Source organism: Frigoribacterium sp. CFBP 13729, from assembly GCF_014841875.1.
GTDB lineage: Bacteria > Actinomycetota > Actinomycetes > Actinomycetales > Microbacteriaceae > Frigoribacterium.
This window is the reverse complement of sequence record NZ_JACYUR010000002.1, coordinates 602,412-623,184: the sequence shown is the minus strand read 5'-3', so window position 1 is coordinate 623,184 and position 20,773 is coordinate 602,412. Positions and strand designations below refer to the sequence as shown.

21 protein-coding genes are annotated in these 20,773 nt (G+C 74.0%); 5 read left to right on the top strand and 16 right to left on the bottom strand.

Annotation, left to right across the window (positions count from 1 at the left end; all coding sequences use genetic code 11):
* Nucleotides 1-38 precede the first annotated feature (38 nt).
* The gene (gene yidC / locus IFT77_RS09295) at nucleotides 39-785 is read right to left on the bottom strand and encodes a membrane protein insertase YidC (protein WP_192169807.1); all 747 of its coding nucleotides are present in this window, start codon (nucleotides 783-785) and stop codon (nucleotides 39-41) included.
* 60 nt (nucleotides 786-845) lie between these two features.
* Complete coding sequence (locus IFT77_RS09290) at nucleotides 846-1,157, bottom strand: DUF6412 domain-containing protein (RefSeq protein ID WP_197980648.1); 312 nt, start codon at nucleotides 1,155-1,157, stop codon at nucleotides 846-848.
* 137 nt (nucleotides 1,158-1,294) lie between these two features.
* Here IFT77_RS09290 and IFT77_RS09285 point away from each other — a divergent pair, with 137 nt between their 5' ends.
* Nucleotides 1,295-1,852, top strand: coding sequence for a TIGR03086 family metal-binding protein (locus IFT77_RS09285; RefSeq protein WP_123548188.1), 558 nt, complete (start codon nucleotides 1,295-1,297; stop codon nucleotides 1,850-1,852).
* Nucleotides 1,853-1,983: 131 nt separating this feature from the next.
* The gene (locus IFT77_RS09280) at nucleotides 1,984-3,687 is read left to right on the top strand and encodes a long-chain-fatty-acid--CoA ligase (RefSeq protein WP_192169806.1); all 1,704 of its coding nucleotides are present in this window, start codon (nucleotides 1,984-1,986) and stop codon (nucleotides 3,685-3,687) included.
* A gap of 56 nt (nucleotides 3,688-3,743) precedes the next feature.
* On the opposite strand, the gene lepB is transcribed toward IFT77_RS09280, so the two are convergent.
* The 3 genes from lepB to IFT77_RS09265 all read right to left on the bottom strand — a co-directional run bounded on the left by lepB (nucleotide 3,744) and on the right by IFT77_RS09265 (nucleotide 6,309).
* Entirely contained in the window at nucleotides 3,744-4,349 is a 606-nt protein-coding gene (gene lepB, locus IFT77_RS09275; protein ID WP_192169805.1) for a signal peptidase I, read from the bottom strand.
* A 33-nt stretch (nucleotides 4,350-4,382) separates the two neighbouring features.
* Nucleotides 4,383-5,300 carry an oxygenase MpaB family protein gene (locus tag IFT77_RS09270; RefSeq protein WP_192041200.1) on the bottom strand — a complete coding sequence of 306 codons (918 nt, stop codon included), beginning with the start codon at nucleotides 5,298-5,300 and terminating at the stop codon, nucleotides 4,383-4,385.
* A gap of 190 nt (nucleotides 5,301-5,490) precedes the next feature.
* The gene (locus tag IFT77_RS09265; protein ID WP_192169804.1) at nucleotides 5,491-6,309 is read right to left on the bottom strand and encodes an oxidoreductase; all 819 of its coding nucleotides are present in this window, start codon (nucleotides 6,307-6,309) and stop codon (nucleotides 5,491-5,493) included.
* Nucleotides 6,310-6,429: 120 nt separating this feature from the next.
* Here IFT77_RS09265 and IFT77_RS09260 point away from each other — a divergent pair, with 120 nt between their 5' ends.
* Nucleotides 6,430-8,112 carry a long-chain-fatty-acid--CoA ligase gene (locus tag IFT77_RS09260; RefSeq protein WP_192169803.1) on the top strand — a complete coding sequence of 561 codons (1,683 nt, stop codon included), beginning with the start codon at nucleotides 6,430-6,432 and terminating at the stop codon, nucleotides 8,110-8,112.
* A 69-nt stretch (nucleotides 8,113-8,181) separates the two neighbouring features.
* A complete protein-coding gene (locus tag IFT77_RS09255) occupies nucleotides 8,182-9,582 on the top strand; it encodes a serine hydrolase (protein WP_192169802.1) in 1,401 nt (466 codons plus the stop codon).
* Here the strand turns inward: IFT77_RS09255 and IFT77_RS09250 are convergent.
* From IFT77_RS09250 to IFT77_RS09230, 5 genes are all read right to left on the bottom strand, one after another.
* Complete coding sequence (locus IFT77_RS09250) at nucleotides 9,579-10,034, bottom strand: SRPBCC family protein (protein WP_192169801.1); 456 nt, start codon at nucleotides 10,032-10,034, stop codon at nucleotides 9,579-9,581. The genes IFT77_RS09255 and IFT77_RS09250 overlap by 4 nt on opposite strands.
* On the bottom strand, nucleotides 10,031-11,494 hold the full coding sequence (locus IFT77_RS09245) for an FAD-dependent oxidoreductase (protein WP_192169800.1): 1,464 nt from the start codon (nucleotides 11,492-11,494) through the stop codon (nucleotides 10,031-10,033). The genes IFT77_RS09250 and IFT77_RS09245 overlap by 4 nt, the downstream gene beginning before the upstream one ends.
* Nucleotides 11,491-12,519, bottom strand: coding sequence for an SDR family oxidoreductase (locus tag IFT77_RS09240; protein ID WP_197980647.1), 1,029 nt, complete (start codon nucleotides 12,517-12,519; stop codon nucleotides 11,491-11,493). Before IFT77_RS09240 ends, IFT77_RS09245 begins: the two co-directional genes overlap by 4 nt.
* A gap of 75 nt (nucleotides 12,520-12,594) precedes the next feature.
* Complete coding sequence (locus IFT77_RS09235) at nucleotides 12,595-13,350, bottom strand: hypothetical protein (RefSeq protein WP_192169799.1); 756 nt, start codon at nucleotides 13,348-13,350, stop codon at nucleotides 12,595-12,597.
* Nucleotides 13,351-13,469: 119 nt separating this feature from the next.
* Nucleotides 13,470-14,204, bottom strand: coding sequence for a DedA family protein (locus IFT77_RS09230; RefSeq protein WP_192169798.1), 735 nt, complete (start codon nucleotides 14,202-14,204; stop codon nucleotides 13,470-13,472).
* A gap of 237 nt (nucleotides 14,205-14,441) precedes the next feature.
* Between IFT77_RS09230 and IFT77_RS09225 the strand changes: the two genes are divergently transcribed.
* The gene (locus tag IFT77_RS09225; protein WP_192041192.1) at nucleotides 14,442-14,765 is read left to right on the top strand and encodes an ATP-dependent DNA ligase; all 324 of its coding nucleotides are present in this window, start codon (nucleotides 14,442-14,444) and stop codon (nucleotides 14,763-14,765) included.
* Between the two features lie 41 nt (nucleotides 14,766-14,806).
* Here the strand turns inward: IFT77_RS09225 and IFT77_RS09220 are convergent, their stop codons facing one another.
* From IFT77_RS09220 to gatA, 6 genes are all read right to left on the bottom strand, one after another.
* The gene (locus IFT77_RS09220; protein ID WP_371741002.1) at nucleotides 14,807-15,154 is read right to left on the bottom strand and encodes a DUF3054 domain-containing protein; all 348 of its coding nucleotides are present in this window, start codon (nucleotides 15,152-15,154) and stop codon (nucleotides 14,807-14,809) included.
* 29 nt (nucleotides 15,155-15,183) lie between these two features.
* Nucleotides 15,184-15,834 (bottom strand): spermidine/putrescine ABC transporter substrate-binding protein, encoded by a 651-nt coding sequence (locus IFT77_RS09215; RefSeq protein ID WP_192041190.1) that lies wholly within the window; start codon nucleotides 15,832-15,834, stop codon nucleotides 15,184-15,186.
* 188 nt (nucleotides 15,835-16,022) lie between these two features.
* Nucleotides 16,023-16,859 carry a DUF3097 family protein gene (locus IFT77_RS09210; protein WP_192169797.1) on the bottom strand — a complete coding sequence of 279 codons (837 nt, stop codon included), beginning with the start codon at nucleotides 16,857-16,859 and terminating at the stop codon, nucleotides 16,023-16,025.
* Nucleotides 16,852-17,685, bottom strand: a complete 834-nt coding sequence (locus tag IFT77_RS16875; protein WP_192169796.1) for a hypothetical protein — start codon at nucleotides 17,683-17,685, stop codon at nucleotides 16,852-16,854. The genes IFT77_RS09210 and IFT77_RS16875 overlap by 8 nt, the downstream gene beginning before the upstream one ends.
* Nucleotides 17,686-17,722: 37 nt before the next feature.
* Entirely contained in the window at nucleotides 17,723-19,222 is a 1,500-nt protein-coding gene (gene gatB / locus IFT77_RS09200; RefSeq protein WP_192041187.1) for an Asp-tRNA(Asn)/Glu-tRNA(Gln) amidotransferase subunit GatB, read from the bottom strand.
* The gene (gene gatA, locus IFT77_RS09195) at nucleotides 19,222-20,772 is read right to left on the bottom strand and encodes an Asp-tRNA(Asn)/Glu-tRNA(Gln) amidotransferase subunit GatA (protein WP_192041186.1); all 1,551 of its coding nucleotides are present in this window, start codon (nucleotides 20,770-20,772) and stop codon (nucleotides 19,222-19,224) included. Before gatA ends, gatB begins: the two co-directional genes overlap by 1 nt.
* Nucleotide 20,773 lies beyond the last annotated feature (1 nt).

Here is a 20,773-nt window from a genome sequence, read left to right as displayed (position 1 = left end):
CCTCCGTCGTGGTCGGCGCCTCCTCGTGCCGGCGCCTCCTAGGCCAGCACCCGGCGGAGCACCGCTCGCTCCCCCAGCGTCCACGCCGCGCTCGTCACCATGTACAGGGCGGCGGCGAGCGGGACGAACGCCGCGACGACGACGGTGGCGAAGGGCAGCACGCGCGCGACCGTCGCGAGGCCGGGCAGCGCCTCCTGCCCGGGCGTCGCCACGACCGGGCCGACCGCTCGGAGATCGGCCCGTCGTCGCAGCTCGACGACGAGCGCGAGCACGACCAGCAGCACCACGAAGGGCCAGACGGCACCCGCCGCGACGCCGGCGGCGACGGGACCGACCGAGCCCACCAGCGAGGCGCCGAGCGCGGCCCCGGCCAGGACGTGCCCGAGCAGGGCGTTGGCGTGCCCGGCGATCACGGGGTGCGAGAACAGCGACCAGACCGCCGTGAGCACCGGCGCCTGGGCGAGGGTCGGCAGGCAGCCCGCCAACGGCGACACCCTCTCCGACGTGTAGAGCGCCGCCGTCGCGCGCTGCAGCGCCTGGGGGTCGCGGATCCGCCGGCGCAGGTCGGCGAGGGCGGGCGCCAGTCGTCGGCGGCCGATCTCCGCCCGCACCTGCGACACCCCCACGGGCACCAGCAGTGCACGGACGAGCAAGGTCAGGAGCACGACGGCGAGCGCGGACGACGAGGCGCCGGCGATCGGCTCGACGAGGTCGCTCAGCGCGACGACGACGGTGTGCAGGCCGTCGAGGACGACGGCGAGGGGCGGGAAGGCGGACAGGTCCATGGAGGTCCTCACGGCAGAAGGAAAGAGGTCGCTTCTGGCCGTCGGGCGCCGCGGGCGCTGTCAGACGGCCGGGAGGAGCCGTCCCGGCGCCCGGGCGCGCACGTGTCCGTCGGAGTCGGGGTCGCGGGCGAAGACGAGGAGGCGCACGTCGGCCGCCTCGGTCAGCACCGGCCCCGGCACGGCCGTGCCCAGCCCCGCGAGCGCCAGCACCGCGCGGGCGACGACCACGATCGCCAGCACCGCGGCGGCGCCGACGAGGCCGACGACGACCGTGGCGGGCAGCGACCCGGCGTGGCCGACGGCGAGCCCCATCGCGAGCGCGAGCTCGAGCGGCGCGAGGACGCGCACCAGCAGCTCGAGCAGGGAGGTCATGCACCCGACACTAGAGGACACGCCGGGGCACACGGTAGGTACGCTGACGGCGGACCTCGGATGCCGCGGCCGTCCTCGGGAAGGCTCGCGCGCCTCCTGCGTTGTCACCGTCATACCTGCTCCGAGGAGGACCCCGCATGACGCACGACTGGATCACCCTGCAGCACCGGGCGCACGCCGAGTTCGCGCGCCGGGTCGAGGCCGTCACCGACTGGGACGCCCCGACGCCCGACACCGAGTGGGCCGTGCGCGACCTCGTGCGCCACGTGACCCGCGAGCAGCAGTGGGTGCCCGTCCTGCTCGAGGGCGGCGACCCGAGCGAGGCGCAGGCCTCGGTCGAGCCGCTCGGCGACGACCTCGTCGACGCCTGGCACCGGTCGTCGCGGGCCGCGGCCGAGGCGTGGCGCGAGGCGGACCCCGAGGCGTCGGTGCGGCTCAGCTCGGACGTCGTGCCGGTGCACGAGTACCTCGCCGAGCAGGTCGCCGACGTCACCATCCACGCGTGGGACCTCGCCCGCGCCATCGGCTCGGACGAGGAGCTGGACGACGACCTCGTCGCCGCCGTCTGGTCGGTCTTCGAGCCACAGCGGGACGCCCTCGAGGCCTCCGGGCTGTTCGCCTCGCCGGTGCCCGTGGACGACGACGCCCCGATGCTCGTCCGCCTGCTCGCGCTGACGGGCCGCGACGCGCGCTGACGGAGGGTGCCCCGCTCGCTGACGCGGGCTGCCCTGCTCGCTGACGCGGGCTGCCCCCGCCCGCCGACGCAGGGCAGGCGGAGCGGGCGCCCTCGCAGGTCGCCCGGACCTCGGGATGGTTCGATGTCGGCATGACCGCCGACGCCGAGTCCGACGCCCGCCCCTGGCTGCACAGCTACGCCCCGGGCGTCCCCGCCGACATCGAGCCCGTCACGGGCACGCTCGTCGACCTGATCGACGACGCGGTGGCTGCCCACCGCGGCAAGGTCGCCCTCGAGTTCTTCGGGCGCGAGACCAGGTACCGCGACCTCGGCGACGAGATCGAGCGGGCCGCCGAGGGCCTCCGCAAGCTCGGCGTGACGGCAGGCGACCGCGTGGCGATCCTGCTGCCGAACAGCCCGCAGCACGTGGTGGCCTTCTACGCGACGCTCCGCCTCGGCGCCGTCGTCGTCGAGCACAACCCGCTCTACACCGACCGCGAACTGCGCCACCTCTTCGAGGACCACGGCGCCAAGGTCGCCATCGCCTGGGACAAGCTCGTCGGGCGCCTCCGCGAGCTGCCCGGCGACCTCCGCTTCGACACGGTCGTCTCGGTCGACGTCACCCGGAGCATGCCCCTCGGCACCAGGCTCGCTCTCAAGCTCCCTGTCCCCGCGGCGCGGAAGTCGCGCGAGGCGCTCACCGCCCGTGCCGTCGGCGACGTCAGCTGGCCCGACCTCGTGTCGGGCCGCCCGCTGAAGAGGCGCCACCCGCGCCCTGCCCTCGACGACGTCGCCCTGCTGCAGTACACGAGCGGCACCACCGGCTCGCCGAAGGGCGCCGTGCTGACCCACCGGTCGCTCCGCAGCAACGCCGAGCAGGGACGCGCCTGGGTGCAGGGCGCCGTCGAGGGCGAGGAGACGGTGTACGGCGTGCTGCCGTTCTTCCACGCCTACGGCCTGACGCTCTGCCTCACCTTCGCGATGCGGATCGGGGCACGGCTCGTGCTGTTCCCCAAGTTCGACGTCGACCTCGTGCTCAAGGCCGCGGCGAAGCACCCGCCGACCTTCCTGCCCGCGGTCCCGCCGATCTACCAGCGCCTCGCCGAGGCCGCCGAGCAGCGCGGCGTCGACCTCCGCAGCGCGCGCTTCGCCATCTCGGGCGCGATGAACCTCCCCCTGTCGACGGTCACCGCCTGGGAGCGCGTCACGGGCGGCATGCTCGTCGAGGGCTTCGGCCTCACCGAGACGTCGCCGGTCGCCCTCGGCAACCCGATGGGCCCGACCCGTCGCCCGGGCACCGTGGGCGTGCCGTTCCCCTCGACCGAGGCGCGCGTCGTCGACCGCGACGACCCCGACCCCGAACGCCCCGTCGCCCCCGGCGCGGCCGGCGAGCTGATCCTCCGCGGCCCGCAGGTGTTCCGCGGCTACTGGAACCGCCCCGACGAGACGGCCGAGGCGTTCCTGCCCGGCGGCTGGTTCCGCACCGGCGACATCGTCAGCATGAGCGCCGACGGCTACGTCACCATCGTCGACCGCATCAAGGAGCTGATCGTCACCGGCGGCTTCAACGTCGCCCCGTCCGAGGTCGAGGAGGCGGTGCGCGGCGTCGCCGGCGTGGCGGAGGCCGCGGTCGTCGGCCTGCCCCGCGACGGCGGCGGCGAGGACGTCGTCGCCGCGATCGTCGTCGAGCCCGGCAGCACGGTCGACCCCGAGGAGGTGCGCGGCCACTGCCGCGAGCAGCTCGCGGCCTACAAGGTGCCGCGTCGCGTCGTCGTCGTCGACGAGCTGCCCCGGTCGCTGATCGGCAAGGTCCTCCGTCGCGAGGTCCGCGACGCCCTGATCGCCGGCCGCTGACCGGCTGGCCCGCTGACCCGCTGACCGGGGGCGACGCTCGCCGCGCCTCCTCGGCCCTACAGCACCGCCCAGCGGCCGAGCGGCCAGAAGACGACCGTCGCGCGGCCGACGACGTGGTCGAGCGGCACGAAGCCCTCGTAGGGGCCGGTCACGTGCGACCGGGAGTCGGCCGAGCGCTCGCGGTTGTCGCCCATCACCCAGAGTGCGCCGTCGGGCACGGTGACGTCGAACGGCGCGAGCGACGCCGGGTCCCCCTCGGGCACGTTCAGGTACGGCTCGTCGACCGGCTCACCGTTCACCAGCAGGCGCCCCTCGGCGTCGCAGCACGAGACGGTGTCGCCGGGCAGCCCGATCACGCGCTTGACGAGGTCGTCGCCCTCGCCTGCCGTCAGCCAGCCGCCCGGGTCCTCGAAGACGACGACGTCGCCCCGGTGCAGGTCCGTCACGTCGGGCACGAGCCCGTTCACGAGGATGCGGTCGCCGATCAGCAGGGTCTGCTCCATCGACGCCGACGGGATGGAGAACGACCTCACGAGGAACGTCCGGACGCCCCACGACACCAGCAGCGCGATCAGCACGATCACGACGAGGTCGCGCAGCCAGCGCAGCCCTCCCGCCCGCCGGGTCGCAGGAGGCGCGGCGGCGTCGGCAGGATCGGTCATGCTCCCATCCTCCCCGGTCCGCAGCGGCGGCGGCTACGCCTGGGCGCCCCGCAGCCGCTCGAGCCGCGCGAGCGAGTGCTCCTCGGCGACCGGCTTGTCGCCGAGCACGCGGCCGATCGCCCCGAGCATCACGCCCGCGGGCCGGGTGGTCGGCAGGTCGACCGGCCCGACGTGCGGCGCGCGAAGGCCGAGCAGCTCGCGGAACCGCGGCTGCAGGGTGCCCACGGCACCGTTGAACAGCACCGGGTAGCCGACGCGCAGCACCGGGAACAGCGGCGGCCGCGTGATGAAGCCCACCACCTCCTCGGTCCGGGCGGTGCGCTCGAGGATCCCGCGGCGGTCGAACTCCATGAGCTGGTCCTGCATCTCGGCGACCGAGCGCGGCGGGTCGACGACGCCCATCAGCTCGCCGGCGGTCGCCCACTCGCGCACGTACGCGTCGGGCCCGCCGGGCACCTCCCCCTCGCCCCACGCCAGGTACGCGGCGAGGAACGAGTCGGCGAAGGCCATGTGCACCCAGCTGAGCAGCTCGGGGTCGTTCGCCGCGTAGTCGTGCGAGACGCCGTGCCGGTCGTCGTAGCTGCCGACGACCTTCGTGTGCAGGCGGCTGACCCACCGGGAGGCGTGGGTCGCCGCCTCCTGGCTGCCGTAGGTCACGGTGTAGATCCAGCGGATCGTGCCGGCCAGGCGGCCGAGCGGGTCCTCTCGGAACCGGGAGTGGTCGTGCACCCCGGCGAGCGCCCCCGGGTGCAGCGCCTGCACGAGCAGGGCGCGGACCCCGGCGAGGATGGCGGTGTTCGAGCCGTGCACGGCCCAGACGGCCGACCCCGGCGCGAAGAAGCCCTCGTCGTCGCCCTTCGCGAGGTCGGTGACCCACTCGGGCGTGCCCGTGTACTGGCCGTTGAAGGTGTACTGGAGGCGGGCGCGGAGCGGCTCGGTCAGGGCGGGCATACTCCGATCATGCGCCGCGGGGGCTGGGCGCCTGCCCTCGGCGAGCGCGGGAGTCTCGACGTCGAGGCAGTCGAGGCGGTCGCGGCAGTCGCGGCCGGTCGAGGCGGTCCGGCCGTCCTGCCCGGACGCACCGCGCCTCCTCGTCCCGGTGTCGAGACGAGGAGGCGCGGGCAGAGCAGGCAGGCAGGCGTCAGTTGCCGTGCGCCTCCTCGGCGACGGGCTGCCACTCCTCCCAGAGCGCGAGGCGCGACTCATAGTCCTTCTTTGCGATGCCCAGCGACGCCTTGCCGAAGAAGACGCGGAGCGGCGGCTCGTCGGCGTCGACGACCTTGAGGATCGCCGCGCGGGTGGCCGTAGGGTCGCCGGGGTCGGCGGCCGAGGGACGCTTGGACGCGGCCTCGCGGACCTCGGCGTACGCCTCGTTCTCGTCGCTGCGCGAGGCGGACGGGCCGGACCAGTCGGTCGAGAAGCCGCCGGGCTCGACGAGCGTGACCGAGATGCCGAAGCCGGCGACCTCCTGCGAGAGCGACTGGCTGATGCCCTCGAGCGCCCACTTCGACGCGTGGTAGATGCCGACGGTCGGGAACGCGCTGATGCCGCCGATGCTCGAGACCTGGACGATGTGGCCGGAGCCCTGCTCGCGCATGATCGGCAGGGCCGCCTGCGTGACCCAGAGGGCGCCGAAGAGGTTCGTCTCGAGCTGGCCGCGCGCCTCCTCCTCGGTGATCTCCTCGACCATGCCGAAGTGGCCGTAGCCGGCGTTGTTGACGACGACGTCGAGGCGGCCGAAGTGCTCGGCGGCCTGCTGCACGGCGGCCACGTCGGCGGCGCGGTCGGTGACGTCGAGCTGGATCGGCAGGAACGTGTCGGGGTACTGCTCGACGAGCGCGTCCACCGCCTCCAGCTCGCGGGCCGTGCCGGCGACGCTGTCGCCTCGCTCGAGGGCCGCCTCCGCCCATTCGCGGCCGAAGCCCTTCGATGCCCCGGTGATGAACCAGACCTTGATCACGGTGTTCCTCTCGTCGTGTCGTGTCGCGCTGTCGGGAGCGCGGCTCCACTGAACGCCCGGCCTCCCCGACGCGCGCACAGCCAGCTCGGAGGGTGCGCATCTCGGCCTAGAGTGGTGCGCGTGACCATCGACACCGCTCGTCCCTGGCTGGCCTCCTACGCTCCCGGCGTCCCCCACGACATCGAGCCCGTCACGGGCTCCCTCCTCGACATCGTCGAGGGCACGGCGGCCGAGTACCCGAAGTCGGTGGCGCTCGAGTTCTTCGGCGCGACCACCACGTACGCCGAGCTCGTCGACCAGGTCTCCCGAGCGGCCGAGGGCCTGCGCAAGCTCGGCGTCCGCCACGGCGACACCGTCGCCCTCGTGCTGCCGAACAGCCCCCAGCACGTGGTGGCGTTCTACGCGGTGCTGCGCCTCGGCGCGATCGTCGTCGAGCACAACCCGCTCTACACGCCGCGTGAGCTGCGGCACCAGTTCGAGGACCACGGCGCGAAGATCGCCATCGCGTGGGACAAGGTCGTCGAGACCCTGCAGGACTTCCCCTCCGACGTCGCCGTCGACTCGATCGTGTCGATCGACGTCACCCGCGGCATGCCCCTCGCGACGCGCACAGCCCTCCGCCTGCCGATCAAGAAGGCGCGCGAGTCGCGCGACCGCCTGACCACGACCGTGCGCGGCACCGTCCCGTGGGAGAAGGTCGTCGGCTCGTCCCGCATCAAGGCGAAGCACCCTCGCCCCGAGACCTCGGACCTCGCGGTCATCCAGTACACGAGCGGCACCACCGGCACGCCCAAGGGCGCGCAGCTGACCCACGCGAACCTGCTCTCGAACGCGGCGCAGTCGCGGGCCTGGGTGCCCACCATCACGCGGGGCGACTGCACCGTGTACGCCGTGCTGCCGATGTTCCACGCCTACGGGCTGACGCTCTGCCTCACCTTCGCGATGAGCATGGGCGCCCGCCTGGTGCTGTTCCCGGCCTTCGACCCGGCGCTCGTGCTCAAGGTGATGAAGAAGCGCCCGCCGACCTTCCTGCCGGCGGTCCCGCCCATCTACACGCGCCTCCGCAAGGCCGCCGACGACGCCGGCATCTCGCTGAAGGGCGTCGAGGTGGCGATCTCGGGGGCCATGCCCCTGTCGGCCGAGGTCGTCGAGCCCTGGGAGGAGCAGTCGGGCGGCTGGCTCGTCGAGGGCTACGGCCTCTCCGAGTGCTCGCCCGTGCTGATGGCCAACCCCGTCGGCCCGACTCGTCGCGCCGGCACGGTCGGCCTGCCCCTCTCGAGCACCGAGGTGCGCGTCGTCGACCCGGAGGACCCGACCGTCGACGTGCCCGCCGGCGAGAGCGGAGAGCTGATCGTGCGCGGTCCCCAGGTCTTCAGCGGCTACTACAGGAAGCCGCAGGAATCGAGTGAGGTCTTCGTCGACGGCGACTGGTTCCGCACCGGCGACATCGTCACGATCGACCCGGACGGCTTCGTCCGCATCGTCGACCGCATCAAGGAGCTCATCATCACCGGCGGCTTCAACGTGAGCCCGTCCGAGGTCGAGGAGGTGCTGCTGCGTCACGAGGGAGTGGCCGAGGCCGCTGCGGTCGGCCTCCCCTCCCCCGGCGGCGAGCAGGTGGCGGCCGCCATCGTGCTGCACCCGGGTGCCGAGGTCGACGTGCAGGCGCTGCGCACCTTCACCCGGCAGCACCTCACGCCCTACAAGGTGCCCCGTCGCATCGTCGTGGTTGACGAGCTGCCGAAGTCGCTGATCGGCAAGGTGCTGCGCCGCAAGGTGCGGGACGAGCTCGCCGACCGCTGACCCGGGCCGACCAGCCGCTGCCGCGGCGTCGCCGACCGGCGTCGACCGGCCGGCGCTAGCCTCGACGGCATGACCATCGACGCTCTGCCCACCAGCACGCCGTCCGCCGAGGGGATCGACGCCGTCGGCGTCGAGGCCTTCCTCGACGGGCTCGAGTCCACGCCCGGCGTCGAGCCGCACGGCATCGTGGTCGTGCGCCACGGCTCCGTGGTGACGCAGGGCTGGTGGGCCCCGTACTCGGCCGACCGGGTCCACCTGCTCTACTCGCTGAGCAAGAGCTTCACCTCGACCGCCGTCGCCTTCGCGGTCGACGAGGGCCTCCTCGGCCTCGACGACACCGTGCTCAGCCACTTCCCCGAGCTCGACGCCGACGTGACCGACCCGCGCAGCCGGTCGATGCGCGTCCGCGACGTGCTCGCGATGTCGAGCGGCCACCAGGCCGAGGCACTCGGCCGCGCCCTCGAGGCCGACCCGGCCGACCTCGTCCGCGGGTTCCTCCTCACGCCGCCGGAGGCCGACCCCGGCTCGGTCTTCGCCTACAACCAGCCCTGCACCTACGCGGTCGCGGCGATCGTTCAGCGCGCCTCCGGCCTGTCGCTCACCGACTACCTGCGTCCGCGGCTGTTCGAGCCGCTCGGGATCGGGCAGGCGAGCTGGCAGCGCGACGACAGCGGCCGCGAGATCGGCTTCAGCGGCCTGCACGCGCAGACCGAGGCCGTGGCGCTGCTCGGCCAGCTGTGGCTGCAGCGGGGCGTGTGGCGTGGAAAGCAGCTGCTCCCCGCCTCCTACGTCGACGAGGCGACCCGGGTGCAGGTCGCGAACCCCGACGAGGCGAACGCGGACTGGAGCCAGGGCTACGGCTTCCAGTTCTGGATGGCCCGGCACGGCTGGCGCGGGGACGGCGCCTACGGCCAGTTCTGCGTCGTGCTGCCCGAGCACGACGTCGTGCTCGCGCTCACCGGCCAGACCGTCGACATGCAGGCCGTGCTCGACCTCGCCTGGCAGCACCTCCTGCCTGCCTTCGAGGGCCCGGGCGACCCGACCGCCGACGACGCGCTGGCCCGCCGCACGGCCGCGCTCGCGCTGGCGCCCCTCGAGGACGACGCCGGCGCCGCCGAGCTGCACGCCGCCTCCTTCGTGCCGACGTCGTCGAGCGAGCAGCCGTCGCTGACGTCCGTCGAGTTGGCGAGCGACGGGTCGTCGTGGCGCGTGCTGCTGCACGAGGGCGAGAACGTGCTCGAGGCCGAGGTCGTCCTCGGCGCCTGGACCGTCACCGACGCGCTCGCGGTCACCGCGGGCCGCCGGGCCGCCGCGCTGCACGTGGACGTGGTGTTCGTCGAGACGCCGCACCGCCTGCACCTCGTCCTCAAGGGCGGTGACGCCGACGTCCGGTGGGAGACCACGCCGCTCCACGCGCCGGCACTCCGCCAGCTGCGAGCGCCGCGCGACGGGGAGACGGCCCCGCTCTAGCTCGGCGAGACCCGGTCGCGCAGCCGTCCCTCGGCCAGCCAGGCGAGGCGCCGGAGCGTCTCGCGGTTGCGGACGCCGAGCGCAGGGTCGAGCACGGCGTCGGGGACGAGCGCGCCCGGCCCGGTGACCGCCTCCTCCTCCATCACGACGAGGCAGCCGCCGGTGCGGTCGTTGACGGTGAGCGTCACTTGAGCCTCGCCCAGCGGCCAGCCCCTCGCGCGGAGGACTGCCCGGTGCGGCGGGTGCCACACCAGCACGCTCGTGGTGTCGTCGACGACGAGCGGCCAGACGCCGAACGAGTGGTGGATCCTCGCGCCGACGGCCGGCCAGGTGAGCTCGACGTCGCGGATGCGCGAGGCGCCCACCACCCAGCTCGGGTAGAGCCAGCCGTCGCTCAGCACGTCGAAGACGTCGTGCGGCGACGCCTCGACGAATCTCTGGTCGCGGCTCACGTCGTCCCTCCGTCGGGGCCCAGCCGGGGCAGGTGCTCGACGCCGAACTCGTGGCGCAACGCGCTCAGGGCGGCGTAGGCGCCGCCCATCCCGTGCACGGAGGGGCCGGGCGGCACGGACGACGACGCGAGGTAGGTGCCGGGGACAGGGGTACGCCACGGGTCGGTCGACACCACCGGGCGCGCGATCAGCTGCCGCATCGTGGGAGCGCCCGACGCGATGTCGCCGCCGACGTAGTTCGGGTCGTGCTCCTCGAGGTCGGACGCCGTGTGGGCGCGGGAGGCGAGCACGAGGTCGCGGAAGCCGGGCGCGAACCGCTCGATCTGCTGCGTGACCGCCTCGGTCATGTCGACGGTGCTGCCGTTCGGCACGTGCGCGTAGGTCCACAGGGCGTGCTGCCCGGCGGGCGCGCGGGTGTCGTCGACGACGCCCGCCTGCACCGCGAGCACGAACGGCTCGGCGGGGTGCACGCCGCGGGCGACGTCGTGCTCGGCCCGGGCGACGGCTGCCCGGTCGCCGCCGAGGTGCACGGTCGGCGTGCGCCGCAGCTCCTCGGCCTGCCACGGCACGGGGCCGCTGAGGGCGAAGTCCACCTTGGAGGCGCCTCCCCCGTACCGGAACCGCTCCAGCCGGCGTCGGTACCCGGCCGGCATCTCGTCGCCGACGATCGCGATCAGCTGCTTCGGGGTCACGTCGAGCAGCCGCACGGACGCGTCCAGCTGTCGCAGGCCGGTCACCTCGACGCCGGTCTCGATCACGCCGCCGTGCGCCACCAGGTCGTCGGCGAGCGCGTCCGCGATCGCCTGGCTGCCGCCGCGCGGCACCGCCCACCCGTAGCCGTGGCCGTGCACCGCGAGGGCGAGGCCGGCAGCCGACGCGCTGAGGCTCGGCATCGGGCGGATGGCGTGGGCCATGACGCCCGCCAGCAGCGCGCGCGCCTCCTCGGTGCGGAGGCCGGCGTCCCACCACGGGCCCGCCTGGTGCAGGATCCGCAGGCCGAACTCGACGGTCGTGCCGAGGTGGCGGGGCACCTGGAGGATCGGCGACAGGGTGAACTGCGACAGCTCGGGCTCGAGGTCGACGAGCCGCGAGAACATCCGGTGCCAGGTCGGGCCGTCGACGCCGAGGCCGTCGGCGGTCCGCTCGAGGTCGCGGTACGCCACGCCCGCCGTGCCGCCGTCGAGCGGGTGCCCGTACGAGACCTCGGGCACGATCATCTCGACCCGCTGCTGGAGCCCCCACCGCCGGAAGAAGCCGGAGGCCATCGCCATGGGGTGCACCGCCGAGCAGATGTCGTGGCGGAACCCCGGCAGGGTCAGCTCGGCGGTGCGGGTGCCGCCGCCGATGGTGTCGGCGCGCTCGAGCAGCTGGACTCGCAGTCCTGCCCTCGCGAGCACGACGGCGGCCGAGAGGCCGTTCGGGCCGGCGCCGACGACGACGGCGTCGAAGGCGGCCGTCACGGGCGGCGCCGGCTGCCGGCGACGGCACGCACGACGGCGGCACCCGCGCCGAGGGCACCCGCCGCGGCGAGCGCGTAGCTGACGCCACGGTTGCGCGTGTACCAGACCTGCGGGCTGGTCGAGCGGGCCTGGTCGTCGAAGATGCCGTGGGCGCCGTGGTCGCCCGCCACCGGGCTGTACAGGTTGTCGGGCCACATCGGCTCGGACTTCTCGGGCGCCTGCTGTCCGCTGTAGCCGGTCTTGGCGAGGTACACGTCGAGCCAGTTGGCCACGAACCGGTTGCCGAGCACCGTCATGACGGTCGGCTCGCCGATCCACGAGCGGCGACGCGGCTTGTCCGCGACGTCGGCGATCGCCCGGGCGCCCACCTCGGGCTGGAAGATCGGCGGCACCGGCTTCGGGTGCTCGGGGAGACGCGACCGGACCCAGTTGAACTGGATCGTGTTGAGGGCCGGCATGTCCACGGTCGAGATGACGACGTGGCTCCGGTTGTGGATCAGCTCGGTCGTCACCGACTCGGTGAACCCCTGCACGGCGTGCTTCGAGGCGCAGTAGGCGGCCTGCAGCGGGATGCCCCGGTGCGCGAGCGCGGAGCCCACCTGGATGACGTGGCCCGCGTCGCGGGGCGTCATGCGCGACAGCGCCGCGCGGGTGCCGTTGACGAAGCCGAAGTAGTTGACCTGGGTGGCCCGCTCGAAGTCGTCGGGGTCGGTCTCGAGGAACTCGCCGAACACCCCGACCATGGCGCAGTTGACCCAGAGGCCGATGTCGCCGAGCTCGTCCTCGACGCGCGTCGCGGCCGCCTCGACCTGCTCCCGGTCGGCGACGTCGGTGGGGACGCCCAGGGCGCGGCGACCGGCCGCCCGGACGTCGGCGACGGCGCCGTCCAGCCCCTCCTGGCCGCGCGCGAGCACGGCGACGTCCCAGCCGCGGTCGGCGAGCTCGCGCACCACGGCCCGGCCGAGACCCGCGCTGCCCCCCGTCACGACGGCGATGCGAGAGATGGTGGGGTCGAGCTTGCTCATGGGTCTCCTCAGACGGTCTGCGACGGGGTCGTCGGGGTGCGGGTGGTCGACGGTAGTCCTGGCCAGGGGTCCCGGTCAGATGTCGAAGTCGCCGAAGCCGCCGCCCCCGCCGAAGTCGCCGCCGCCGAATCCGCCGCCGAAGTCGCCGCCCCCGAAGTCGCCCGCCGCGCCCGGGTCGCCGCCGGTGGCGTCGCCGGCCAGCTGCGGGTCGGAGCCGGCGTCGGCGCCCGCACCGCCGTCCGCGCCACCGTCGGCACCGGCGTCGCCGTCAGCACCGGCGTCGCCCGCGTCGCCGCCGTCGGCCGTGGCGTCGCCGCCGTCGGGCAGGAACGAGCTGACGAGGGCCGAGCCGATCACGTAGCCGGCGACCGTGCCGAGCAACGAGCCGCCGATGATCGAGCCCATGCCCATGCCGCCGCCCTGCCGGCCCTGTGCCTGGCCGGCACCGGCCTGCGCGCCCTGCTGGCCGCCTCCCAGGGTCTGCTCGAGGGTGCCGGGACGACGCAGCTCGGAGCGGGTGGCCGCCTGGGCCAGCGAGCCCGCGTCGTCACCGCGGGGCTGCTCGCCCTGGGGCGACTGGCGGCTGAGCTCGTCGAAGACCGTGCGGCGCTGCTCGGGCGTCAGGGTCGCGAACGCCTCGGCGTGCACCTGCTCGATGGTCTCCGGCGGCGCGGTGCGGAGCAGGTAGCGGTAGCGCTCGACGGCGATCTCGTCGTCGGTGCGGCCGCCGGGACGCTGACCGGTCTGCTGAGGGGCCTGCTGCTGCCCCTGCCGCGGCGTCGCGCCGTCCTGCGGATCGTCGCGTCCGAGGAGCTTGTCGAGGAATCCCATGGTGTGCCGTTCCTTCCGGTGGTCCCGGGAGCCTCCCGGGGTGTCCGACAGTACGGACGACCCGGTGCGCCCGCCTGGACGCAGCGTGGAGATCCGCTCAGAGTGGACCCGCGGCGGGGTCAGCCCTGCGAGCGCCCGGCCGCACGGCGACGCCGCACCGCCCGGACGACGAGCCACAGGACGACCCCGGCGATCGCCGCGTAGACGGCGTAGTCGAGATACGTCGCGTAGCGGTCGATCAGCTCGTACTGGGTGCCGAGGGCCACGCCCAGCCCGATCAGGAGCGTGTTCCAGAGGCCGCTGCCGATGATCGTGAAGAGCGAGAAGGTGACGAGCGGCATCCGGTCGGCGCCCGCGGGCAGCGAGATGAGGCTCCGCACCCCGGGGATGAAGCGACCGAAGAAGACCGCCGACCGGCCGTGGCGGTGGAACCAGCCCGCCGCCGAGTCGAAGTCCTCGCGGTCGACGAGCGGCAGCTTCGACAGCCATCGGATGCTGCGCTCGAGGCCGAGCACCGCGCCCAGCCAGTAGAGCACCAGGGCGCCCACGTAGGCGCCGAGCGTGGCCGTGGCCACGAGCAGGACGACGTTCATGTCGCCGCTGCCCGCCAGCGCACCGGCCAGGGGCAGGATCAGCTCGCTGGGGATCGGCGGGAACACCGTCTCGACGAACGTGAGCAGACCGACGCCCCACTCGCCGGCGGCGTCGATGACGCGGGAGGCGATGCCGACGATGCCGTCGCTCTCGGTGAGCGAGCCGGGTGCACCGGAGGCGGTGGTGGCGGTCGGGGCGGTCGGGGCGGTCGGGGCGGCGGGAGCAGCGAGGAGGAGCGGGCTGGCGGCGATGGAGGTCATGGGTCCCTGGGTCGGTTCGTGGCCCGCGAGGGCTCGGATCGGCTCGTCGAGCATGGCAGGGACGGCTGGGGACAGCCCCGGACGCTGCACATCGTGCACGACTGCGCCCGCGCCCGCACCCGGGGACACGACCGGACGCGGGGTGTCCGTGTCGGGGGCGCACGGTAGGTTGGCACAGACCGCTCCGCTCGTCCGAGTCACGGTGCGGCACGGACGACAGGAGCGAACGGGTACACCATGGGATCGCTGATCTACGGCACGTCGAGCATCGAGATCGAGTTCGACGACAGGACGCTCGAGCACCTGCAGATCGTCATCGCCACCAAGCTGCGACGACGCGAGTCGTTCTTCTTCTCTTGGCGTGACACCCAGAAGGTCGGCGACGGCCGCAGCAGCATCTGGCTCGACCCGGGCATCCCCCTCTACTTCAAGTACTCGGGCGGTCGTGTCCCGACGATCAGCCGCGAGTGGCTCGCCGAGCTGACCACCTCCTCCAACAGCTCGTCCGGCCTGGTGCTCACCGACGAGCCGAGCCTCGACAACTCGGCCAAGCGCAAGTAGCGGCCCCGAGCGGCAGCGGGCGCCTCGGAGCCCCAGGTCGCTCAGCGGCGCGAGCCGCGGGCCCGACGACGCCGCACCCTCACGAGTGCTCTCCAGCCGAGCAAGAAGATCCCGAGCACGACGACGGTGACGATCACGAAGCTCACCGCCGTGCCCTGGCCGCTGATCACCCTGAGCACCATGCCGACGACGACCGTGGCAGGCCACACGACGAGGCCGGAGCCGACGGCCGGGAGCGAGCGTCCGCGCACCAGCACGAGGGCCCAGCCCACGACGAGCCCCGCGGCGAACGGCCACAGGGTCGTCAGGACACCGGCCAGCGCTGACCCCTCGTCGTGGCTGCGGCGCCCGATCAGGACGAACGCCACCACGAGGACGAGATCCGCCACGAAGGCCCACCACGGAGACCGGCGCGCCGTCATCGTGGCTGCTCCAGGGTGCGCGACAGCTCGGCGAGCAGGTCGTCGACCTGAGGCTCGACGAGGCGCGCCAGGGCCTCCGCGATTCGCTCCCGGTGGCCGGCGACGGCGAAGCAGAGGGCCGTCCCGACCGCCTGCGCGTGCTCGTCGGCGAGGGCGAGCTCCCGACGGAGGGCCTGCTTGGCCTGCTCGGTGAACTCCGGCTCGGCCGCAGCCTCCTCGTCGGTCGGGCCTGCAGGAGGCGCGTCCTCGGCGGCGAGGCCCGCCAGGGTGAACAGGAACGGCTGGGTCGGGTCCGGCTCGGGGTCGACGTCGAGGCCGTCGAACTCGGGTGCGAGGTCGGCCTCCGGCCGGTACCCGTCGGGCTCGCCCGCCGCGGCACGCCGCAGCTCGCGGTCGACCAGGGGCAGGTTGCGGGTCGTGTAGGTCTCGACCTCGGCGTCGACGATGTGCCGGAGGCGGTTGAGCAGCGCGTGCTGGACGGCGTGCGGCACGTCGTGGTCGAGGCCCGCGGCGGTGGAGACCGGCGAGCCGAAGCAGGTGCGGCAGACCCGGGTGCGCCCGCGGGCCGTGCCGATCCGCCAGCGCGGCAGCCAGCGCAGCCAGGCGTCGACCGCGCCGCGCACCTGCCCCTCGATCGAATCGGCCATGCGACGAATCTAGGGCGCGGAGCCCGTCGGGGGCCGCTGCCGTCGGGCGATTCGCACCTCCGACATCCCAGGGATCAGGAACGAGCCGTCACGCGGTCCTGATCCGTGCACGGATCAGGACGATCACGCCCCTCCCCGCGCGGATCAGGACAGATGTTCCTGAATGAGGACAGGGCGGGCAGGGCGGGTCAGTCGACGGTGACGAAGTCGATGAGCTGCTCGACCCGGCCGAGCAGGGCGGGCTCGAGGTCGCCGAAGGTCCGCACGCGGCCGAGGATCCGCTGCCAGGCGGCGGCGATGTCGGCCTGGTCGTCGTGGGGCCAGCCGAGGTGCGCGCAGATGCCGTGCTTCCACTCGACCGAGCGCGGCACGGTGGGCCACGACTCGAGACCCAGGCGACCCGGCTTCACGGCCTGCCAGACGTCGACGAACGGGTGGCCGACGACGAGCACGTGGGCGCCCGACGGCCCGCGGGCGATCGAGTCGGCGATCCTGCTCTCCTTCGACCCCGCCACCAGGTGGTCCACCAGCACGCCGACGCGGCGGGTCGCGGTCGGCCGGAACTCGGCGAGCACCTCGGCCAGGTGGTCGACGCCCTCGAGGTACTCGACGACGACGCCCTCGACCCGCAGGTCGGCGCCCCAGACCTTCTCGACGAGCTCGGCGTCGTGCCGGCCCTCGACGAAGATCCTGCTCTCGCGGGCGACCCGTGCCCGGGCCCCGTCGACCGCGAACGAGCCCGAGGCCGTCCGTGCGCGCCCCTGGGGCGCCGCGCGGGGCACGCGCAGCGCGACCGGGGAGCCGTCGATCAGGAACGACCCGCCGAGGGGGAAGGCGCGGACGCGGCCCTTCCAGTCCTCCAGCTCGACGGTGCCGGCCTCGACCCGCACGACGGCTCCCGTGAAGCCGCTGCGCGCCTCCTCGACGACGAGGTCGCGGACGGCGTCGGTGGGCGTCGGCGCCGGTCTCGACGAGCGCTTCCAGTCGCCGCTCAGCACGTCCTGTCCGTAGCGGTCGTCATCCACGGGGCGGTCCTCCTCGGGTCGGTCGGGTGGGTCGGGGCTGGTAGGGGCGCGGCGGCCCCTTGCCGTCGGGCTCGCCGCCGGCGGGGCGCCCCGTCGTCGGTCGACGCCCGGGCACGGTGCTCGGCGGCGGGCGGGTCGCGCGGGGAGCCGCGGCGGGGCCCGCGACGGAGCCGAGCCCTGCCCTGGCCCCGGGGCGGTCGGCAGGCGCGGCGGGGCGTGACGCAGGGTCGGCGCGCCGGGCCGGAGCGGGTGTCGGAGACGCCGCCGAGGCGGCAGCACCCGATCGTGCCGCCGCCGCCGAAGCCGTCGGGCCAGCGGACTCGTCCGGTCGGAAGCCGAGCCCGAAGGCCCAGGCGAAACCGCCGAGGACGACGAGGACGTAGAGACCCGACACGACGAGCGGCAGCCACCAGGCCGACAGCGGTCCCCCGCCCTGCCCGGCGATCGCCAGGACGACGAGGGCCGTCACGAACCAGACCGCGGCCGCGAAGGCCCGGGCGGCCCAGCGAGCCAGGCGCAGGCGGAGCTCGCGGCGGCGGGGCGCCGCCTTCCAGTGGGCGGCGTGCGGAACGAGCAGGTGCCGGGCCGGCGTCCACGCGAGCGCGGCGGCCGTGACCAGCCACGCCAGTACGAGGCCGACGAGCAGCGAGGAGGCGATCAGCACGAGGTCGGACCGGCTCGCCGCCAGCCCCGTGGCCCCGTCCCGGAGGTGGACCACGGCCACGCGCTCGGGCAGCAGCTGCATGGCGGTCACCAGGACGAGCGCCGCCGCGGCGAGGGCGAGGCCCATCGGCGCGGCGGTACGGAGCAGAGGCGGCACGGTCATCGTGACCGGGCCGCCTCTGCGGCGTCGAGGCGGGTGGTCAGGCCTGCGCCCTCTCGAGCACGAGCTCGCGGACGCGCGCGGCGTCCGCCTGGCCCTTCATCGCCTTCATGACGGCGCCGATGACGGCGCCGGCCGCCTGGACCTTGCCGTCGCGGATCTTCGCCAGCACGTCGGGCTGCTGGGCGAGCGCCTCGTCGATGGCGGCGATGAGCGCTCCGTCGTCCGAGACGACCGCGAGGCCGCGCGAGGCGACGACCTCGGCGGGCGAGCCCTCGCCGGCGACGACGCCCTCGAGCACCTGACGGGCGAGACGGTCGGTCAGCTCGCCGGACTCGACGAGGGCGATCAGCTCGCTGACGTGCAGGGGCGACACGAGCGACGACGGCTCGACGCCGGCCGCGTTGGCGGTGCGGGCGATCTCGCCGGTCCACCACTTGCGGGCCGCCTGGGGCGACGCGCCGGCGGCGACGGTGTCGACGAGCTCCTGCAGGAGGCCCGAGTTGACGACGTCCTGGAACTCCTGGTCGGCGAAGGCCCACTCGGCCTTGAGACGGCGACGCAGGGCCACCGGCGCCTCCGGCAGGGCCAGGCGGAGCTGCTCGACGAGCTCGCGCGACGGGACGACCGGCAGCAGGTCGGGCTCGGGGAAGTACCGGTAGTCGTCGGCGTCGCTCTTCGGGCGCCCGGCGGAGGTGCGCCCGGTGTCCTCGTGCCAGTGCCGCGTCTCCTGGGTGATCGTCCCGCCCGCGGCGAGGATCGCCGCCTGGCGCTGGATCTCGTGGCGGACGGCGCGCTCGACCGAGCGGAACGAGTTGACGTTCTTCGTCTCGGTGCGCGTGCCCAGCTCCACCTGGCCGTGCGGACGGAGCGACACGTTGGCGTCGCAGCGCAGGTTGCCGCGCTCCATCCGCGCCTCGCTGACGCCGAGGCTGCGGACGATGTCGCGGATGGTCGAGACGTACGCGGCGCCGAGCTCGGGGCCGAGGGCGCCCGCGCCGATGATCGGCTTCGTGACGATCTCGACGAGCGGGATGCCCGCGCGGTTGTAGTCGACGAGCGAGTACTCGGCACCCTGGATGCGACCCGTCGAGCCGCCGACGTGCGTGAGCTTGCCGGCGTCCTCCTCCATGTGCGCCCGCTCGATCGGCACGTGGAACACGGTGCCGTCGGGCAGCTCGACCTCGACCTCGCCCTCGAACGCGATCGGCTCGTCGAACTGGCTGACCTGGTAGTTCTTGGGGTTGTCCGGGTAGAAGTAGTTCTTCCGGGCGAAGCGCGAGCTCTCGGCGATCGAGCAGCCGAGGGCGAGGCCGAGGCTGATCGAGTACGTCACGGCCTGCTCGTTGACCACCGGCAGCGAGCCCGGCAGCCCCAGGTCGACCGGCGTCACGTTCGTGTTCGGCTCGCCGCCGAAGAAGTTCGGCGCGTCGGAGAACATCTTGGTCTTCGTGCCGAGCTCGACGTGCACCTCGAAGCCGAGGACGACCTCGTAGCGGGCGAGCGCCTCGTCGTAGTCCATCAGGTCTGCCTTGGCCATCAGATGACTCCCTCGGTGGCGGCGGTCTGCTCGGTGCTGCTCAGGTCAGGCGCACGCGAGATGAGAGTGTGGCCCCAGCCCTGCTCGAGGAGCTGCTCGACGGCGGCGCCGTAGGTGTAGAGACGGGCGTCCTCGCGGGCGGGAGCCATGAACTGCAGGCCCGTCGGCAGGCCGTCCTCGTCGGCGAGCCCCATCGGCACCGTGATGCCGGGCACGCCGGCGAGGTTCGCGGGGATGGTCGTGAGGTCGTTCAGGTACATCGACAGCGGGTCGTCGAGCTTCTCGCCGAGCGGGAACGCCGTGGTCGGCGCCGACGGCGAGACGAGCACGTCGACCTTCTCGAACGCGGCCGCGAAGTCGCGCTGCACGAGCGTGCGCACCTTCTGGGCGCTGCCGTAGTACGCGTCGTAGTAGCCGGCGCTCAGCGCGTAGGTGCCGAGGATGATGCGGCGCTTCACCTCGGGGCCGAAGCCGGCCTCGCGGGTGGCGGCCATGACGTCCTCGACGGTGCCGCGACCCTCGGGCACGACGCGCATGCCGAAGCGCACGGAGTCGAACTTCGCGAGGTTGCTCGAGGCCTCCGCGGGGAGGATCAGGTAGTAGGCGCTGATCGCGTACTCGAAGCTCGGGGCGTCGATCTCGACGACCTCGGCGCCGGCGCCGGTCAGCAGGTCGAGCGCCTCGGCGAAGCGCGCCTTCACGCCTGCCTGGAAGCCCTCGCCGGCGAGCTGGCGGACGACTCCGACGCGCACGCCCTGCAGGGCGCCGCCGGCGAGGCCGCGGCGGGCGGCGTCGGCGAACGACGGCCACTCGTCGCGCAGCGAGGTGGAGTCTCGGCGGTCGTGGCCCTTGATGACGTCGTGCAGCAGCGCCGAGTCGAGCACGGTGCGGCTGACGGGGCCGACCTGGTCGAGCGAGCTCGCCAGCGCGATGGCGCCGTAGCGGCTGACGCCGCCGTAGGTGGGCTTGACGCCGACCGTGCCGGTGACAGCGCCCGGCTGGCGGATCGACCCGCCGGTGTCGCTGCCGAGGGCCAGGGGCGCCTCGAAGGCGGCGACGGCCGCGGCCGAGCCGCCGCCCGAACCTCCGGGCACGCGGTCGAGCGACCACGGGTTGTGCGTCGGGCCGTAGGCGGAGAACTCGGTCGACGAGCCCATCGCGAACTCGTCCATGTTCGTCTTGCCGAGGGGCACGAGGTCGGCGGCACGCAGCTTGGCGACGACGGTCGCGTCGTACGGCGGCACCCAGCCCTCGAGGATGCGGCTGCCCGAGGTCGACGGCATGTCGATCGTGCAGAGGACGTCCTTGACGGCGATCGGCACGCCCGCGAGGGGGCCCATCGCGTCGCCCGCGGCGCGGCGGCGGTCGACGTCGGCGGCCGTCGCCAGGGCCTGGTCGCTGACGTGCAGGAACGCGTGCACGTCGCCGTCGACGGCGGCGATGCGGTCGAGGTGCGCCTGCACGACCTCGACGGACGACACGTCGCGCGAGGCGAGGCGGGTGCTGAGGTCGTCCGCGCTGAGGCGGATGATCGAGGAGGCGTCGGCCACG

Excerpts from the sequence above, each read along its gene's own strand:
- IFT77_RS09215 (WP_192041190.1), bottom strand. The coding sequence starts at position 15,834 with ATGGCCGATTCGATCGAGGGGCAGGTGCGCGGCGCGGTCGACGCCTGG.
- IFT77_RS09225 (WP_192041192.1), top strand. The coding sequence starts at position 14,442 with ATGGGATCGCTGATCTACGGCACGTCGAGCATCGAGATCGAGTTCGAC.
- IFT77_RS09235 (WP_192169799.1), bottom strand. The coding sequence starts at position 13,350 with ATGGGATTCCTCGACAAGCTCCTCGGACGCGACGATCCGCAGGACGGC.
- IFT77_RS09240 (WP_197980647.1), bottom strand. The coding sequence starts at position 12,519 with ATGAGCAAGCTCGACCCCACCATCTCTCGCATCGCCGTCGTGACGGGG.
- IFT77_RS09290 (WP_197980648.1), bottom strand. The coding sequence starts at position 1,157 with ATGACCTCCCTGCTCGAGCTGCTGGTGCGCGTCCTCGCGCCGCTCGAG.
- IFT77_RS09230 (WP_192169798.1), bottom strand. The coding sequence starts at position 14,204 with ATGACCTCCATCGCCGCCAGCCCGCTCCTCCTCGCTGCTCCCGCCGCC.
- yidC (WP_192169807.1), bottom strand. The coding sequence starts at position 785 with ATGGACCTGTCCGCCTTCCCGCCCCTCGCCGTCGTCCTCGACGGCCTG.
- IFT77_RS09255 (WP_192169802.1), top strand. The coding sequence starts at position 8,182 with ATGACCATCGACGCTCTGCCCACCAGCACGCCGTCCGCCGAGGGGATC.
- IFT77_RS09270 (WP_192041200.1), bottom strand. The coding sequence starts at position 5,300 with ATGCCCGCCCTGACCGAGCCGCTCCGCGCCCGCCTCCAGTACACCTTC.
- lepB (WP_192169805.1), bottom strand. The coding sequence starts at position 4,349 with ATGACCGATCCTGCCGACGCCGCCGCGCCTCCTGCGACCCGGCGGGCG.
- gatB (WP_192041187.1), bottom strand. The coding sequence starts at position 19,222 with ATGGCCAAGGCAGACCTGATGGACTACGACGAGGCGCTCGCCCGCTAC.
- IFT77_RS16875 (WP_192169796.1), bottom strand. The coding sequence starts at position 17,685 with ATGACCGTGCCGCCTCTGCTCCGTACCGCCGCGCCGATGGGCCTCGCC.
- IFT77_RS09280 (WP_192169806.1), top strand. The coding sequence starts at position 1,984 with ATGACCGCCGACGCCGAGTCCGACGCCCGCCCCTGGCTGCACAGCTAC.
- IFT77_RS09285 (WP_123548188.1), top strand. The coding sequence starts at position 1,295 with ATGACGCACGACTGGATCACCCTGCAGCACCGGGCGCACGCCGAGTTC.